We start from the raw sequence: 16,091 nt of genomic DNA, 5'->3' as shown, positions 1-16,091 counted from the left end.
AATGTATGTCGAGAATTATAGGAGAGCGTCATAAAAGATAAGAAAAACTCTTTATTTGGAGTTTTTCTTAAAATAAATTTGCAATTGTGGTAAACCTAGAATACGAGCGGAGTGCAACGAAGCCGAGAGATCTACCTCGAGACAGATGTCTCCACTCCGCGATGCTCCGCTCGAGATGACGTTCTTTTTATAAAGTTTTGCAAGTGGTTCGTGAGGACACGAACCACGGAATTTACGGATTATTTTACACGATGTATCACCCGTTGCGCTACCTATTATAAGTCCCCGTCATCTCGAACGGAGTGTAACGAAGCCGAGAGATCTACCTCGAGACAGATGTCTTGCAAGTGGTTCGTGAGGACACGAACCACGGAATTTACGGATTATTTTATGCGATGTATTACCCGTTGCGCCACCTATTATAAGTCCCCGTCATCTCGGGCGGAGTGCAACGAAGCCGAGAGATCTACCTCGAGACAGATCTCTCCACTCCGCGATGCTCCGGTCGAGGTGACGTTCTTTTTATAAAGTTTTGCAAGTGGTTCGTGAGGACACGAACCACGGAATTTACGGATTATTTTACACGATGTATCACCCGTTGCGCTACCTATTATAAGTCCCCGTCATCTCGAGCGGAGTGTAACGAAGCCGAGAGATCTACCTCGAGACAGACCTCTCCACTCCGCGATGCTCCGGTCGAGATGACGTTCTTTTTATAAAGTTTTGTAAGTGGTTCGTGAGGACACGAACCACGGAATTTACGGATTATTTTACGCGATGTATCACCCATTGCGCCACCTATTATAAGTCCCCGTCATCTCGAGCGGAGTGCAACGAAGCCGAGAGATCTACCTCGAAACAGACCTCTCCACTCCGCGATGCTCCGGTCGAGGTGACGTTCTTTTTATAAAGTTTTGCAAGTGGTTCGTGAACTCACCTTGAGAATCTTTTGGTATTATGCCCATAAGATTGTCAAAGTTTAGTTTTATAAAGTTTTGCGAGTGGGAACAAATTTTATTTACTATACCTCCTCAAATTTCAGTACCACACTTGTTCTATCGGTAGTTAAAACCGGATTGAAACCCACCTTCATTAAAAAATCTCCTGTATAGGTTTTGTTATCATCAATTGGCGATTTTGTGCCCGGGAACAGGTTAATCTCTTTGATCCTGTATTTTTTCGATGCCTCCAGTCCATTTAATTTAACGGGATATTTGCTGCCCTCGCCATAACGGTAATTTACCAGGTAGTTAAAAATTACACCTTCTGTTTTCTGCTCGTTTACATACAACATCGAGGCTACACTGCCTGTACGCGGATCGGCTAAACGATACTGTTCGCCCTGCCAGATAATCCCTTTTACTTCATTATAGTTTTTGATCGCTTCCTGACAAAACTGAAGTTCTTTTTCGGGCAGTTTACTTACCACAATATCAAAACCCAGTTTCCCCATCATGGCTACATCGGTACGGAATTTTATAGGTTGTTTACCCCAATCGGTTACGTGGTTGGAACTGCTGATGGCCGGATAGAAATAAGAGTATTCCCACTGCATAAATATCCTTTCGAGCGGATCAGTATTATCACTCGGCCAAAACTCTGTAAAATATTGGAGTGCAGCATAATCTACCCTGCCTCCACCACCGGAGCATAACATCATCGGTACGGTTGGGTATTTGGCGCGGATGCGTTGCAGCACACTGTACAAACCCTTTACATAATCGATGTAAAAGTGCGACTGATTTTTCTGATGTGCCGAATAGGCATTATAAATTACGGCATTGCAATCCCATTTAATGTAGGCCAGTTTCGGGTTTTTGGTAAATAGATCGTCAACTACTCCGAAAACAAAATCCTGAACCTTTGGGTTCGAAAGATCAAGTTCCAGCTGGTTCCTGAAATAATATTCCGGCCGGTTGGGTTGTTTAACCACCCAATCGGGATGTTTTTCGTACAGTTCACTTTTCGGACTCACCATTTCAGGTTCAATCCAGATCCCGAACCGCGTTCCAACTTTATCGGCCTCTTTTACCAGCGAAGCGATGCCATTGGGCAGTTTCTTTTTGTTTTCCTGCCAGTCGCCCAGTGCTGCATGATCATCATTCCGCGGATATTTATTTCCAAACCAGCCATCATCCAGCAAAAAGAAATCGACACCCAGTTTTTTGGTATCCTTTAATAATTCGGCCAGTTTTTGTTCGTTGAAGTCGAAATAAGTGGCTTCCCAGTTGTTCAGAAGGGTTAAACGACTGCCTTTACCATCCAATATTTTATAGTTGCGCGCCCAGTTCTGCAATTTCCTGCTGGCATCGCCTTTCCCCCGATCAGAAAAAGTATATAAAAACGCAGGTGTTGCAAAAACTTCGCCCGGTTTTAAACTGTATGGAGAAGCATAATTGTTCATCCCGGCAATGATGCGCAGGTTATTCTGATAATCAAGCTCCAGATCGATCTTAAAATTACCACTCCATTCCAAAGCACCATATAAAACATTTCCTTCGTTCTCTTCCGCAGGTTTATCCATGGATATCATAAAAACCGAGGGTTGAAAAAGGTTGGCCCTTGTGCCCAATTTGCTATCTAGAGTTTTAATGCCGTGGGTAATTTCACTTTGCTCGGGCTGCATTTCTTTAGCCCAATCGCCATGGTACTGGTTAAGCCAAAAGTGTGGCGATTTTAGATGCAGGTTTGCCGAAGCATATTTATTTAACGTAACCGTACCTTTTTCGCTGTGTCTAATTTCCGTCCACTGTTCTATTACATCCTGTTTGTAAAATGATTTATAAAACAACGTGACTTCAAAATTGTAAACCGGATCTTTTAACCTGATTTTGAGAAGGCTTACATTATCATCAACTTTGGTAACCGTGTGATCAACATATTTAAGATCAAGCGAATTATTGCCATCTGCATGGGTAACACTAATAGCCGGTTCAACCAGGTTGCGCGATCCGGAAGGCGTATAAGCCGAATTTAACTGTCCGGTATAATCTTCTGTTTGTTTATATTGACCGCTAACCTCCTCGTATTCATCTTTATTAGCCAATTTCTTTCCAAAAAATATGGTGTTTACGTCTTTCTTTGCATCGGCCTGCAAAACCAGTGCATTATGGGCGGTTTCGATAGGTATTAGGGTTTGGGCACTAAGCTGGCTTACGGCAAAAAGGGAAAAGGCTACGGCCAATGCACCATGCCTGATGTATCCTGTAAGTTGATCTGATTTGTTCATTTGTGTTTTCAATAGTAATCGATAATGTTTTATAGATAGAGGTTGATTGAATGAGGGAATTATTGAATGATTGAGTTGTTGAATGAGGGACTGAATGATTGATTGAGTGAATGAATGTATATCTATTTTTGATCTGAGGTTAACTTAAAAATCTGCGCATCTTTTGCAGGTAATTTAAGCGCCTGGTTATCTTTTAACATGGTTTTGGTTTGATCGATGAGATTTTCACAGCCATATTTTTTATCTTTTTCCAGGCCCAGGCGTGCAAAATCGAGATTAAAGTGCTGCTCTGTATCGCTATAATTAAATACGGCCAGGTATTTTACATTGCCTACCTGTTTAACAAAAAGTTGCGAGGCTGATTTGCCCCTGTTGCCTTCTACCGGAACAAATGCCTTTCCATCTTCCAGAATTTTCAGGATTCCGGTATTGTTTAATAAACGTTGTGCAGTGCCTGTCCATTTACCCTGACGCGAAAAATCATCGCCGGTGATGCAGGTGCCCGTTACAATGGCCGATAAAAACCTTGCAGTATTTTCGCTGTCTGACTGATCAGAAAAAACCACATGATCGGCATCAATATAATCGTAAAGGTAAGTTTGCCACCAGCCATTACTCACACTGTTTAAAGTATATTCGGTATCTTTTATTGATTTAAAAGCATCGCAGGCGATCCGGCGTACATGCACGTACCTGCCCGAAGCCAGGTTTGGTGAGATGGCGGCATACACCAGCATTTTACCATCGAGTTGTTTTAACAAAAACTCCATTCCGGTTTTATAGGCCTGCATACCTGTAGTAATTTTAGGATCGAAAAAATGATCAGATTCTATGGCCGCATGACCTAAAAAGTCGATTTTGATCATTTCGAAACCACATTCTTTAAATTTGTTAATTACAGTGGCAATGCGTTGTTGTGTACCCGGATGCGTAGGATCAAGGGCTCTTGCACCATCAATATCATGATAACCAGCGCCAATCTTCGTCCACATCTCGCCAAATGTATAATCAGTTCCTTCGGCCTTACGGTTGCCACCGCCTGCAAAACCCCAGTCAACAAAAGGTGCCCAGTAGATACCCGGTTTTAATCCTATTGATCTGGCATGATCGGCAAAAGCTTTAAGTTTGGCGTAATCGCCGGTTAAACCTCCTTTTAACAGGTTATCCCAGTACGAATCGAGATCGATATAAGCAACGCCCCCGCTCCTGAAACTTTTTAAGCTATCGGCAAAAAAATCGCTTACCTCGTTGGCTTTTTCGAGGGTGATTTTCTCCTGCATCGCGCCCCAGCTGTTCCAGCCTACGGGTGTTGCCTTATCCCATTTAAAAACGATGGGCGGTTCCGAAATCCTGTTCAGTTTGGCATAAGTTTCCATTCCTAAACGCCAGTCGTTAAAAGCACCGAAAAATACTTTCGCCGAACTCACCGAATTGCCACTTAAATAACCATGCGGAATTTTATCGCGGGTAATGCTTTCTTCGGTATAACCACAAATGACCTGTATGCTGATCTTTTTGTCGTTGTCCATTGCAGTGATCACACCTGTTTTCCAGTTGCTGTGTTCGACAGAACCCATTACAAAACCTTTCCGCGATTGATCGTGGTATAAAGCGCCAACCTCTGCACTGGGGTTACTTATATTAGCCTTTAAAGGCACTGTGTTGTAAGATATGAAAGTATCGTTATCGAATGGTACGAACAAACTTGTTGGAGCATCTGAAAACTGTTGATCAATCAGGTTTCCGCTTATGGGAACAATATGGTTAATGGATAAATTAGCACCCTGTAAGGTAATTCCAATCATGAAATAATCTTTACCGCTGTAGGTATAAAATACCTGCTGCATATTCGGCAAACCTGCTTGTTTTAACAGGAAAACGTGCTTTAAACCATTACCGAAAGCATCATGAACAGCTGTTTTACTGTAGGTGATTTGTTTATAGTCTTTGGAACTGAACAGCTTTTTCTGGTATTCGGCCTGCGAAAAACCATTTAACAGCAGTTGAGCTGCTCCCTCCGAAACATTAAAGGTACCGGTTTTAAGGTTGTAATCTATTTTTCCGCTTTTACCATAACTGATGATGATTGCCGATGCCGGTTTACCAGCAAAGAACAATACCAATAAGATTAAAAATGCCCGATGTTTGTATAAAAATTTAAAAATCATGTATTGTGCTAAAGTTTTACCGAAGTGATAGTGCTTAGTTTTCCGTTTATTTTAATTTTTACCTTTTGTGGTGTTGCCGAAGCTATTTTGCAGGCCGTAATTTTACCATCCTTCCAGTTCATATCAACTGTAAAATTGCCTCTCGCTTTTAGTCCTTTAATTTCGCCAAAAGCTTTCCAGGCATCCGGGATGGCTGGCAGCAGTTCGATAAAACCATCGTGACTCTGGATCAGCATTTCTGCAATGGCTGCTGTGGCACCAAAGTTACCATCAATCTGGAACGGTGGTCCCGCCGATAACATATTCGGATAAACGCCCCCTCCTGCGCCATAGTTGATATCGGTACGCAAAGTAGGTTTTAAAATCTCCCTGAACAATTTAAATGCCCGGTTTCCGTCCTGTAACCTTGCCCAAAATATCTGTTTATAAGCGATTGACCAACTTGGCCCGTCATCGCCCCTTACTTCGAGTGTTTTTTTAGCGGCTTCGGCCAATGCCGGTGTCGAAGCTGGTGTAATTAAACCTGCCGGATAAACGCCGTATAAATGCGAAATGTGGCGGTGCTGTGGGTCGGTTTCTTTATAATCTTCCAGCCATTCCTGTATGCGCCCGTCTTTACTGATTATGCCTACTGGTGGAATTGATTTTAATTTTTCCTGCAACGAAGCGCTAAAGGCAGCATCAACTTTAAGCAGTTTGGCCGCAGTGATTACGTTATTAAAAAGTTCCCTTACAATCTGGTTATCGATGGTTGGCCCCATCGAAATGCTTGCGGTTTTCCCATTAGGCAGGTAAAAAGTATTCTCCGGCGATACCGACGGAGAAGTAACCAGCCAGCCTGTTTTCGGATCTTTGATCAAGGCACTCTGGTAAAATGCGGCTGATCCCTTTAAGATTGGGTAAATACTTTTCAGGTATTTTAAATCGCGGCTGTAGGCAAAGTGATCCCAAAGGTTACTGCATAACCAGCCCGAACCTGCATTTGAAGCACCCCAAGAGGCACTTTCGCCGGGTTCGGTAAAACCCCAGACATTGGTAATCACATGTGCAATCCAGCCATCGGCATTATAATAGGCTTTGGCCGTTTTTGCACCATGTGTGGTTAAATTCCTCACCAGTTCGGCCAGTGGAAGATTTAATTCCGATAAATTGGCCGGTTCGATGGCAAAATGGTTCATCTGTACGTTAACATCCAAGTGGTAATCTCCGTTCCACGGGGTATTGATCTCTTTTGCCCACAAGCCCTGAAGGTTTGGCGGCAATAAACCTACCCTGGTACTGCTGATGCTTAAATAGCGGCCAAATTGAAAGAATAATGCACTTAGCGAAACATCGTTTTTGTAATCTTTATAGAAATGATCGAGCCTTACATCAGTTGGCAGTTTAGCTGCTTCGCCTTCGCCCAGATTAATTTTTAAACGGTTAAACAGTTTACCAAAGTTTGCGCTGTGTTTGGCCAGTTCTTCTGCATAAACTTTCTTTTTTGCTTCCTGAAGCACATTTTTTACCCTTGCTTCGAAATCGGCATGTTTAAAATCGGTTTCGGCGGCAACATAAATAATGATTTCGGTGGCATCTTTTATTTTTAGGATATTGCCATCTGTGCTAACTGAGCCATCCTTTATTTTGGTGCTTACACGGCTCATGTACCTCATGCCCTTTCCATCGGTTCCGTTATCCAGCTGACCGAACATTAACAGGTCGTTGCCCTGGGTTGCCAGAGTTGCCTTTTCAGGCCGGTTGATGGAAATGTTGCAGTTCAGTTTTTTAGGCTGATCGGCAGTAATGCGGATTACATCTACATCATCATCAAAACTGCAGAAATATTCCCTTTTATATTTCACGCCGTTGAGCGTAAATTCGGTTGTAGCCACGGCTTTATCCAGCGATAAGGTTCTTTTGTAAACTTCAGGTTTTATTGCTTTAACACCGGGATACTCATATTCGAGTTGTAGGTTTCCGAGGGTTTGGTATTTACCCCAGGCTGCCCCTCCCGAGCCCTGTCCCTTGCAAACAAAATCGCGGTTTACGAGTTCCTGCGCTTCATCATTTTTACCTTCCAATATCAGTTGTCTGATTTTCGGCAGGCTTTTATAGGCTTCGTAATTATTGGCATCCTGTTTTCCGCCGCTCCATAAGGTAATGTCGTTCAGCACGATATTTTCTTTGGCAATACCTCCATCAGGCGTCATACCTAGTTTACCATTGCCCAAAGGAAGGGTTTCTTCCCATATTTTTGCCGGTTTATCGTACCAGAGCAGCAAAGGCTTTTGCTGGGCAAAAACATTTTCCCCGATAAAAAACGAGCATAGTGTAATAATAATGAGTTGCTTTTTATACATATTTCATTTGTGTGTGTTTTTTATTAATCATCTCGACCGAAGCAAAGTCCAGAATATTTATTCGCTACCATAAACATAATCAATAGAAAACTCGTCATTGCGAGGAGTTACGACGAAGCAATCTTTTCTGCTTGTGATTACTGCAAGATAGATTGCTTCGTCGGCTGAAAAAGCCTTCTCGCAATGACGACCATTGTATTGAAATGCTCCAGTCGAGAAGAGGAAACTAAATTATTAATCGGATCCAAATTACATTTACTGCTTATTCCAGAACCTGATTTCGCTCATATTACTATAGTTGCCATCTCCGGTGGTTACATGTTTAATCCTGATGCGAATATAACGAATTGGTTTGCCACCATTATCCAGCTCGGCCGTTATTGCATTTTTACCGTCGTCGGCTCTGGTTACATCTTTTAAAAGTGTCCAGCCCTTACTGGTGGCTTCAGCAGGCCATCCGTTATCACTGGCTGATAAATTGGTGGTTGCATTGGTTAAATCTGCAATACCCCAAACTTCAAAACGATCAGGATTGTTACAGCAATCCCGTCCGGTTTCTTCTATACGTGATAAATTGGTATAAATTTTACCTAAATCGAAAGTAATTACATGCGGCATACCGCTGTTGCCCGCGCTGTGGAAAATATTCGGATAGCCCTGCGGACCAATGCTTCCATCCCACAGTTTGCTGATGCTGGTACCCGATTCGTATGTAGGGGCATCGCCAGTTAAATGCACTTCATTAAACAGCGACCTATCGCAAAGCACATAAGTAAAAATCTGAGGAAAAGTCGAAAAATCGCTCACGGTAAATACATCCAATGAACCTTTGCCCGGAATGTAAGATGATTTATACAGGATACTGGTTCCTAATTTGTAATCAGGCAGTGTAATGGCTGTATCTGCCGGTAAAAGGGTTTTATCTATTGTTGCACCTGTTGTGTTGGTGTACCTTACAATGGTATTTACGTTGATGGTATCAGGCGTATTAAAATTTAATTGTACCGATCCATTGCTGTTTACCACGTAAGGGTTTGTAGCATTATAAGGCCTGTTTAACAAACCCGATTGGTATAGCGGACCAAAAACCCTCACATTTCTGGCTTCTATCGGGATTGATTTATGGCCCTGTGCATCGTAAGAATAAACCGTAAAAGTATAAGTGTATTCCTTAAGGTTCGGGATGGTTACTTTAATCGTATCCAGTGGATTATGAGTGGTTGGGGTAACCACCACAGAATCGGCATTATTGTTCCAATACACCACATATTTTGTTATACTCGGATCGGGGCTTGGATTCCACCATAAGCCTGTCCGTAAATTGCCGGGTTTGGTTACAATATTGGCTACGCGACCCGGATAAATAATCTCGCCATCTTTTAAATATTCTTTAAAGGCAAGATCATCTTTGGTACAACTGATCATCACTGTTACGAACAGCAAAAGCAGACCGCTAATTTTATATATACTTTTCATATCTGAAAATTTATCTTTTTATATGATCATTAACTAACGTGGATCGCCGTAAATGGCCATTTCCATTGCATGCGCAAAGGTACCGTTAGACCATGTTGTACTAACTGAAAGCCGCACATAACGCACTTTAGGATTGGTTAACGGAAAATTGAAACTCACGCCTGCCTTCACAAAATCGTTATCAGCAGTGGTATGCGCCACAGGAGCTAAACCAGACGGCGGATTTGGATAATTATAATTCCCCATATTGATCCAGTCGCCGATAATGGTACCTTCCGGTGCTGATAAAGGGAGTTGTGCGTCGCGTGGGGCAGTTGCATCAGAGCCCCATACCGAAAATACTTTCGGGTTTCCATGTCCGTAAGCGTATTTATCGCCTCCATCAGGCCTTTCCCATAAAACAAAGCGGCTTAGTTTTGCGGTTAGCCCTAAACCAAATGTGGCAATGGCAGGCATTGCACCTCCGGGTGCCGTGTGCCAACCGTTTGAGTTACCATCAGTTTTGCCATCCCATAAATAAGGAAGATCCCAGCCATAAGCAATTACACCATCAGTAGGGAGCCTGTACTGGAAAAATTTATTTCTATCCAGTAAGGTTTCAAAGAAAGGTGTAATGGTGGTGTACGTGGTATCGGAAATATTCCCGAAATTATCAGTTACGTAATAACCGATTTTCTTTGCCACAGGAGCATAACCCCTTACCGAATAATTAATCACTTCAGTTTTGCCGTAGTGCTGATCGATGACATCCGAAACATTGTTATCGCTAACGCCTAAAAGGATAACGCCCAGGTTGTTTTTTAATGGGTTTGTTCCGGTAATTTTAATCCCGCCAAAATCGGCTTCGGCATTAATGGTCGGTTTGGCAAGCAAATAAGGCGGGGTATCGGGATTAACCTTTACCACAACCGGGTCTGATTTAACCTCTGCCCTGCTTACGGCATACAAAGTAACATCGTAACCCTGTTTTTTGGCAAAACCATCTACAATAACCGAATCAGAATAATAACTGGATTTGGTTTCGCGGGTTGTTACGCCATTTATTTTATACTGCGCCAATACATATAACAGGTTTTTTGAGTTTGGTAAAGTATAGGTAATGTACGCACCCCCATTAAAATTATCTACTTTAACATTGGTAACCACCCCAGGCTTGGTCATATCTGAAGAAGCAGGATCGTTATAAGTTTCCATCTTTTTACAGGCAGCAATACCCGCCAAAACGGAAACGATGAGGGCCAGATAAATACTATTTTTAATATTTTTCATGTCTTTTAATATTTTAAACTACCAATAAGGATTTTGTACCAGGTTTGGATTGACCACCAGATCGTAACTTCTGATCGGCCATAAATAATCTTTTAAACCAAAAACAGGAATAAACTGGGTAGTTGGGCGGTAATAATTAATGGCTTCGGCGTTATTGATGCTCCACCCCTGTATTGGTGCAGTTAAAACCGCCTGAAGTTCTTTCCATCTTCTTAAATCCCAACCGCTCTGGCCTTCAAAACACAGCTCGATCCTTCTTTCCTGGTGGATTATCTGCCTTAAACCATCTTTGCTATTAAATTTATTCGGATTTTTAGAAAAATTTGTCCACGATGCCTGTACGCCCTGTAAACCTGCTCTTTGTCTTACCTTATCAACATAAGAAAATACTTCTGCACTCGGGCCACTAACCTCATTAAGTGCTTCGGCATATAAAAGATACAAACCAGCTAACCTGATCAACGGTAAACGGAAAGCTGAAGACTGAAAACCATCATCATACACAGAGGCATAACTTACCAGTTTTTTAGGCCAGTAACCGGTAATATTCAACCGGATGTTATCACTCGGTGCGGCAAGTCCGGTTCCCCTGGCCGAAACATAATATAAAGGATTGGCCGGATCATCCTGGTTATTTCTTCCATTTCCAAACCAGATTCCTCCATCAAAAGCAATATCGGCGTAAAAACGGGTTTCGCGGGCAAAGTGACCTTTTATGGTTTCGTAACCCTGCTGAATGTAATATCTGCTGGCATTATCGCCCACTTTAATGGTATTCCTGCCTGCATAATCCCAGGTTTTATCCTCGCTGATTGGCACACCGTTTACGGTATAAAAAAGTTCCTGTGTACTTATCGGCGCAGAAAAAGTAGAAGGATTGGAGAAGTTATTTACTGCCGATTTTGGCGTAAGCCTTGGTGTGGCAAAACCCTGGTAATTAAACTCCGGATTGGAAGCCCAGATGATTTCCGAATTCAGCTCCCATTTTTCGGTAACTGCATTCTGTACATCCAGTTCTCTTTTTAGCGAATCAGAAAGTTTCCCTACCGTAGTTGGCGCACTAAAAGTGTACAATTTAATTCCCTGCGCTTCTGCAGCAGTTATGGCTGCTTTTGCCGCGTCGGCTGCTTTTTTCCATTTTTGTGCATCAAAAGCCGCAGGAAAAAGGCTTACACCATCTTTATCTTTAAAACTCACATAATCAGGATTGCCATTAAAAAGCGGACTTGCTGCTGTAGCCAAAACATCAGCTTTAACCGATAAGGCAATTACACTGGTTACCCTGCCCAATTCTGTTGCCTGACTGCTGATTACAGCTGGTAGATTAGGGATGGCTTCATCCAATAATGATACAATATAATCAACCGTTTCGTCAACTGGTACCCTTTTAACACGCACTTCATCGGTACTGCTGTTAATGGCCAGATTGGTTTTTATCAATGGAATGGGCCCATACATTTTAAACAGCACATAGTGATAATAGGCTTTTAAAAATTTTGTTTCGGCAATCCAGCGTTGTTTTTCAGTTGCGCCTAAATCAATCGGTTTATCGATATTTTCGAGCATGATGTTACAAATCCTGATGGAACGCCACAGGCTATAACTGCCTTCACTGCCATCCCATGCGTTTAAACCGGGGTTTGCCGCTGTTTGCGTGCCCCTTAACAGGTTGAAACCTGTGCGGTTAAAATTCAGGTAATTATCAAGCGTGTTCGAATAAATCAGCTCCGATGAAGTAGTAAAACCCGGGTTCGAAGCGGCATCGTTCATGCGCTGCAGGTAAGCATAACAAGAGTATAAATAATTTTCGGCCTCATTTCTGTTCCTGAACGCATAATCGAGTGTGCCCAGATTATCGGGTGTGATATCGAGGTACTTTTTACAGGATACAAAAGTGCTTAACACCATCATGATGCAGCCGAATGTAAAATATGTTTTTATCGTTTTCATTATAAGGTTACGTTAAGACCAACATTGAATACCTTTTGGATTGGATAGGCAAAACCGTTTCCGCCCTGCTCCGGATCCCACATTTTAAAGGGACTCCAGGTAATCAGGTTTAAACCATTGAAATAAATACGGCAAGAATTTAGCTTGATTTTACCCGAAATACGCTGAGGAAGTGTATAGCCTAATTCAACCGATTTAAGCCTTAATAAACGGCCGTTTCTCATCCACCAGGTGCTGGTTTGTGCATTGTTTTCGAGATCTGCTGCATTTACCGCCAACCTTGGGTATAGCGCATACAAATTCTGATTTTCCGGCGACCAGTGGTTATTAGCAAAATCTTTTAACAATTGAGTGTTTCCGTAAATATACTGCTGATTGCTCGGTACAAAGGGACTTACCTTGGTTGGATCGATAAAGAAAGTCATCCTGTCCTGTCCGGTAAAAAACGCAGAAAGATCGAAACCTTTGTACGAAGAACTGAAACCGAAACCATACACCACTTCCGGCGATTGCGGAAAACCAATGTAAGCTTTATCAGCATCATCAATTTTACCATCATTATTTAAATCGCGGTATTTAATATCTCCTGCCCTTGGTGGTTTGCCGCCGGTAGAGAAAATTTGGGTTGGTGAATTTGCCACCTCCTTATCATCTACAAATAAACGCTCGGCAATGTAGCCGTAATTTCTGCTAATCGGCTGTCCGGTGGTATAGCGGTAAGCTTCTGCCCATTGCGGTTCTTCGTAATTGATGTATTTATTTTTGGCAAAAGTTAAGTTAGAGCGTACCGCAAAAGAAAATGCATTTATGTTAAACTTATAATCGAGCGATAAATCGATCCCTCTCGATCTTGCCTTACCAATATTTGCGCCAATATCAGGTGCGCCGGTATTGGGATCAATAGCCTCCAAACCCAATGTACTCGGCACGTTTTTACGGATCATGTAAATATTGTAGCGATCGTTATTGTACACCTCAGCAATAATATTCATGTTTTTGAAAAGCGTAGCTTCTAAGGCTAAATTGGTTTGGCGCGAGGTTTCCCAGGTAATATCAGTATTTTCATAGCTGTTGATGTACACCCCGGGACGTGTAACGCCACCATTATAACCAAACTGGGCATAGTTACCCCCACCATTTAAATTTACATCCGACTGGTAAAAAAAGCGTTGCGATCCGATGGCATCGTTACCCACCAAACCAAAACTGCCCCTCAGTTTTAAACGGTTAACCACATTGGCGATTCCACCTGTCCAGAATTTTTCGTTCGAAACAATCCATCCTGCACCAATGGTTGGGAAAAAACCGAAACGATGGTTTTCCGAAAATCTTTCCGATCCGTTGTAACCGAAGTTGGTTTCTAAAAAGTAACGACTTTTGTATGAGTAAGTTAATCGACCTGCCAAACCTAAATTCCTGTAAGGAAGCGAATACTGTAAAGTCCGGGTATTGGTTTTCGGATCTTTGGCATTGTTATAAAGATTTTGCTGAGCGGTACCGATTAATGCACCACTAACCGTATGGTTCTGGCCAAAAGTATGGTCGTAATTTACAGAAGCCTGCCCGTAAAGAAAAGTGCTGATGTTCGGATCGCCCGGATAATAACTTAAATATTCCTGTGCAATATTCGGAACCTGAGACGGATCTCCGGTAGCAGAATTTAACCAGTTTAACACGTAAGTATTGCTTGCTTTATCGTAAGAGCCTACGTTATAATAAAACGGAGAATAGGCCATTGACGAATCGAAGTAAGAATACCTGTTGGTGCTGAAAATCGATTTAAACGAAAGTCCTTCTGTAAAGAAATCCAGTTTTTGGTTCAGCTCCAGTTGTGCCGACATCCGCGATTCTGTCGAATTTTTATGTCCGCGTAACAACGCCGCATAAGGGTTATTGTATAAAATACTGTTTACGCCTGTGCCCCCTGTGTTACCGAACAAAATGTGCTGTGCATTTTGATTGGCGGCATCAGCAGCGAAATAAGCCGGAAAAACAACCGGACTTGTATGCACCGCAATATTATAAAGATCGGTAGAAAAACCACCATCGGTAGCCAACGGACCATTATATTCACTAAAATTACCTGATAAACGCACCACCAGTTCGGTAGTTTTACCTAAATCGATATTGATGTTGGAGCGTAACTGGTAATTACGGAATTTTACATTGTTATCGTTGTTGTTTTTTTCGTCCTGATTAAGTACGCCATTATCAAGATTATAAGAACCTGCAATGTAATACCTGGCCACGCCGCCGCCGCCACTTACACTCATATTGGCACGTTGCGTACTGGTTCTTTTTTTAAATAATAAGCCCAGCCAATCAACTGCCGGGTAAACATATTCGTTATAACCCGGGCTTTTATTTACCGTTGCCTGTGTATTGATGATCTGGTTTGGCGTAAACATCGGATCCATTCCCCTGCCTATAGTTGCCTCATTAAAAAGCCTCATATAGGTAATCGGATCGGCAAGTTCTAGGTTTTGGGTAGATTGAGAGGAAGAATTTTCCAGGCGGAAACTAATTTTCGCCTTACCTTCTTTACCCGATTTAGTGGCCACTAAAATTACGCCGTTTGCTCCCCTGGCACCATATAATGCGGTTGCACTTGCATCTTTCAGGATCGAGAAACTTTCGATATCATCAACCTGTAAACGTGCCAGATCTGAACTGGTTAACTCTACGTTATCGATCAAAATCAATGGATCCTGTTTGTAACCGAAAGTAGTTACCCCGCGGATAAAAAACTGTGAATTATCCTGCCCGGGTTGTCCGCTGCGCTGATAACCAATTACTCCGGCAATCTGCCCAGAAAGTGCATTGGTTAAATTACTCGAAGGAATTTTGAGGTTACCTACCTTTACCGTGGTAACCGAACCTACTAAAGCCTCTTTTCGTTGCTTTTGCCCCAAAGCGGTAATCACCACCTCTTCCGAAAGCATATTTTCTTCGGTAAGTTTTATGTTGATTACATTACCTGCACCAACTGTTGCCCTTTGTTCGCGGTAACCTACATAAGAAAAGCGGAGGATTTCGCCAGGCGCAACATCAAGTACAAACTTTCCGTTGTTATCGGTCTGCGTACCCACATTAACCTTGTTTACAACCGCTACAGTTACGCCGGGCAGCCCTACCCCTAATGTATCTGTAACCTTACCCGTAATGGTTTTCTTCCCCGCCTGGGAATAACCTTTTACAGGCATAAAAATCAGGAAAAATACAAGCATCGAACCTGTCAATACCAGTGCATTTTTTAGCCTGCCAGACACCGGTTGGTGCCTACAAAACAAAAATAATTGCTTCATTTGCTAATAAGCTTTTAAATGATGAATTAAAAAATTGTAGATAGATGTTACCCGACAGAAATTAATGTCGTTGAAGATTTTGAAGATTTGCCGGCCATCCTGTAGCAATTGAAGGTAAGATTTGCATTGCTGCACAATAAGTTGTAAAATTTCTCATATTTTGGGATTATTTGGTTAATGAAAACACCATCAGGCAGAATAAGTATTGCAATCATTTTATTGCTTGTTATGCCTTTTTTAAAAGGAAATAAAACGCCGGAACGTAAGCAAATTGAAATTTATCCTATCCTATCCTATCCTACTATTTTCAATTACAATGATAAACAAAATATTTAATATTCCAAGCGCTTAA

Annotated in this window: 8 protein-coding genes; 1 reads left to right on the top strand and 7 read right to left on the bottom strand. The window is 42.1% G+C overall.

Going from position 1 to position 16,091, the window contains the following annotated elements:
- Positions 1-1,021 precede the first annotated feature (1,021 nt).
- The 7 genes from ACTJKC_RS03395 to ACTJKC_RS03365 form a co-directional block, all read right to left on the bottom strand.
- A complete protein-coding gene (locus ACTJKC_RS03395; RefSeq protein WP_440790287.1) occupies positions 1,022-3,229 on the bottom strand; it encodes an alpha-galactosidase in 2,208 nt (735 codons plus the stop codon).
- Positions 3,230-3,351: 122 nt separating this feature from the next.
- Positions 3,352-5,397, bottom strand: a complete 2,046-nt coding sequence (locus ACTJKC_RS03390) for an alpha-galactosidase (RefSeq protein WP_440790285.1) — start codon at positions 5,395-5,397, stop codon at positions 3,352-3,354.
- 8 nt (positions 5,398-5,405) lie between these two features.
- Positions 5,406-7,739 (bottom strand): glycoside hydrolase family 95 protein, encoded by a 2,334-nt coding sequence (locus ACTJKC_RS03385; RefSeq protein WP_440790283.1) that lies wholly within the window; start codon positions 7,737-7,739, stop codon positions 5,406-5,408.
- A gap of 255 nt (positions 7,740-7,994) precedes the next feature.
- Positions 7,995-9,215, bottom strand: coding sequence for a DUF4998 domain-containing protein (locus tag ACTJKC_RS03380; RefSeq protein WP_440790281.1), 1,221 nt, complete (start codon positions 9,213-9,215; stop codon positions 7,995-7,997).
- 33 nt (positions 9,216-9,248) lie between these two features.
- The gene (locus ACTJKC_RS03375; RefSeq protein ID WP_440790279.1) at positions 9,249-10,484 is read right to left on the bottom strand and encodes a DUF5000 domain-containing lipoprotein; all 1,236 of its coding nucleotides are present in this window, start codon (positions 10,482-10,484) and stop codon (positions 9,249-9,251) included.
- An 18-nt stretch (positions 10,485-10,502) separates the two neighbouring features.
- A complete protein-coding gene (locus ACTJKC_RS03370; RefSeq protein WP_440790277.1) occupies positions 10,503-12,434 on the bottom strand; it encodes a RagB/SusD family nutrient uptake outer membrane protein in 1,932 nt (643 codons plus the stop codon).
- Positions 12,434-15,739, bottom strand: a complete 3,306-nt coding sequence (locus tag ACTJKC_RS03365; RefSeq protein ID WP_440790276.1) for a SusC/RagA family TonB-linked outer membrane protein — start codon at positions 15,737-15,739, stop codon at positions 12,434-12,436. Before ACTJKC_RS03365 ends, ACTJKC_RS03370 begins: the two co-directional genes overlap by 1 nt.
- Before the next feature lie 177 nt (positions 15,740-15,916).
- Here ACTJKC_RS03365 and ACTJKC_RS03360 point away from each other — a divergent pair, with 177 nt between their 5' ends.
- Positions 15,917-16,075, top strand: a complete 159-nt coding sequence (locus ACTJKC_RS03360) for a hypothetical protein (RefSeq protein WP_440790274.1) — start codon at positions 15,917-15,919, stop codon at positions 16,073-16,075.
- The last annotated feature ends 16 nt before the right edge of the window (positions 16,076-16,091 follow it).

The sequence above is a fragment of the Pedobacter sp. 22226 genome (assembly GCF_052045455.1).
GTDB lineage: Bacteria > Bacteroidota > Bacteroidia > Sphingobacteriales > Sphingobacteriaceae > Pedobacter > Pedobacter jeongneungensis.
Note: the sequence above shows the minus strand (reverse complement) of the source record. Positions and strands in the feature narration are given on the sequence as shown.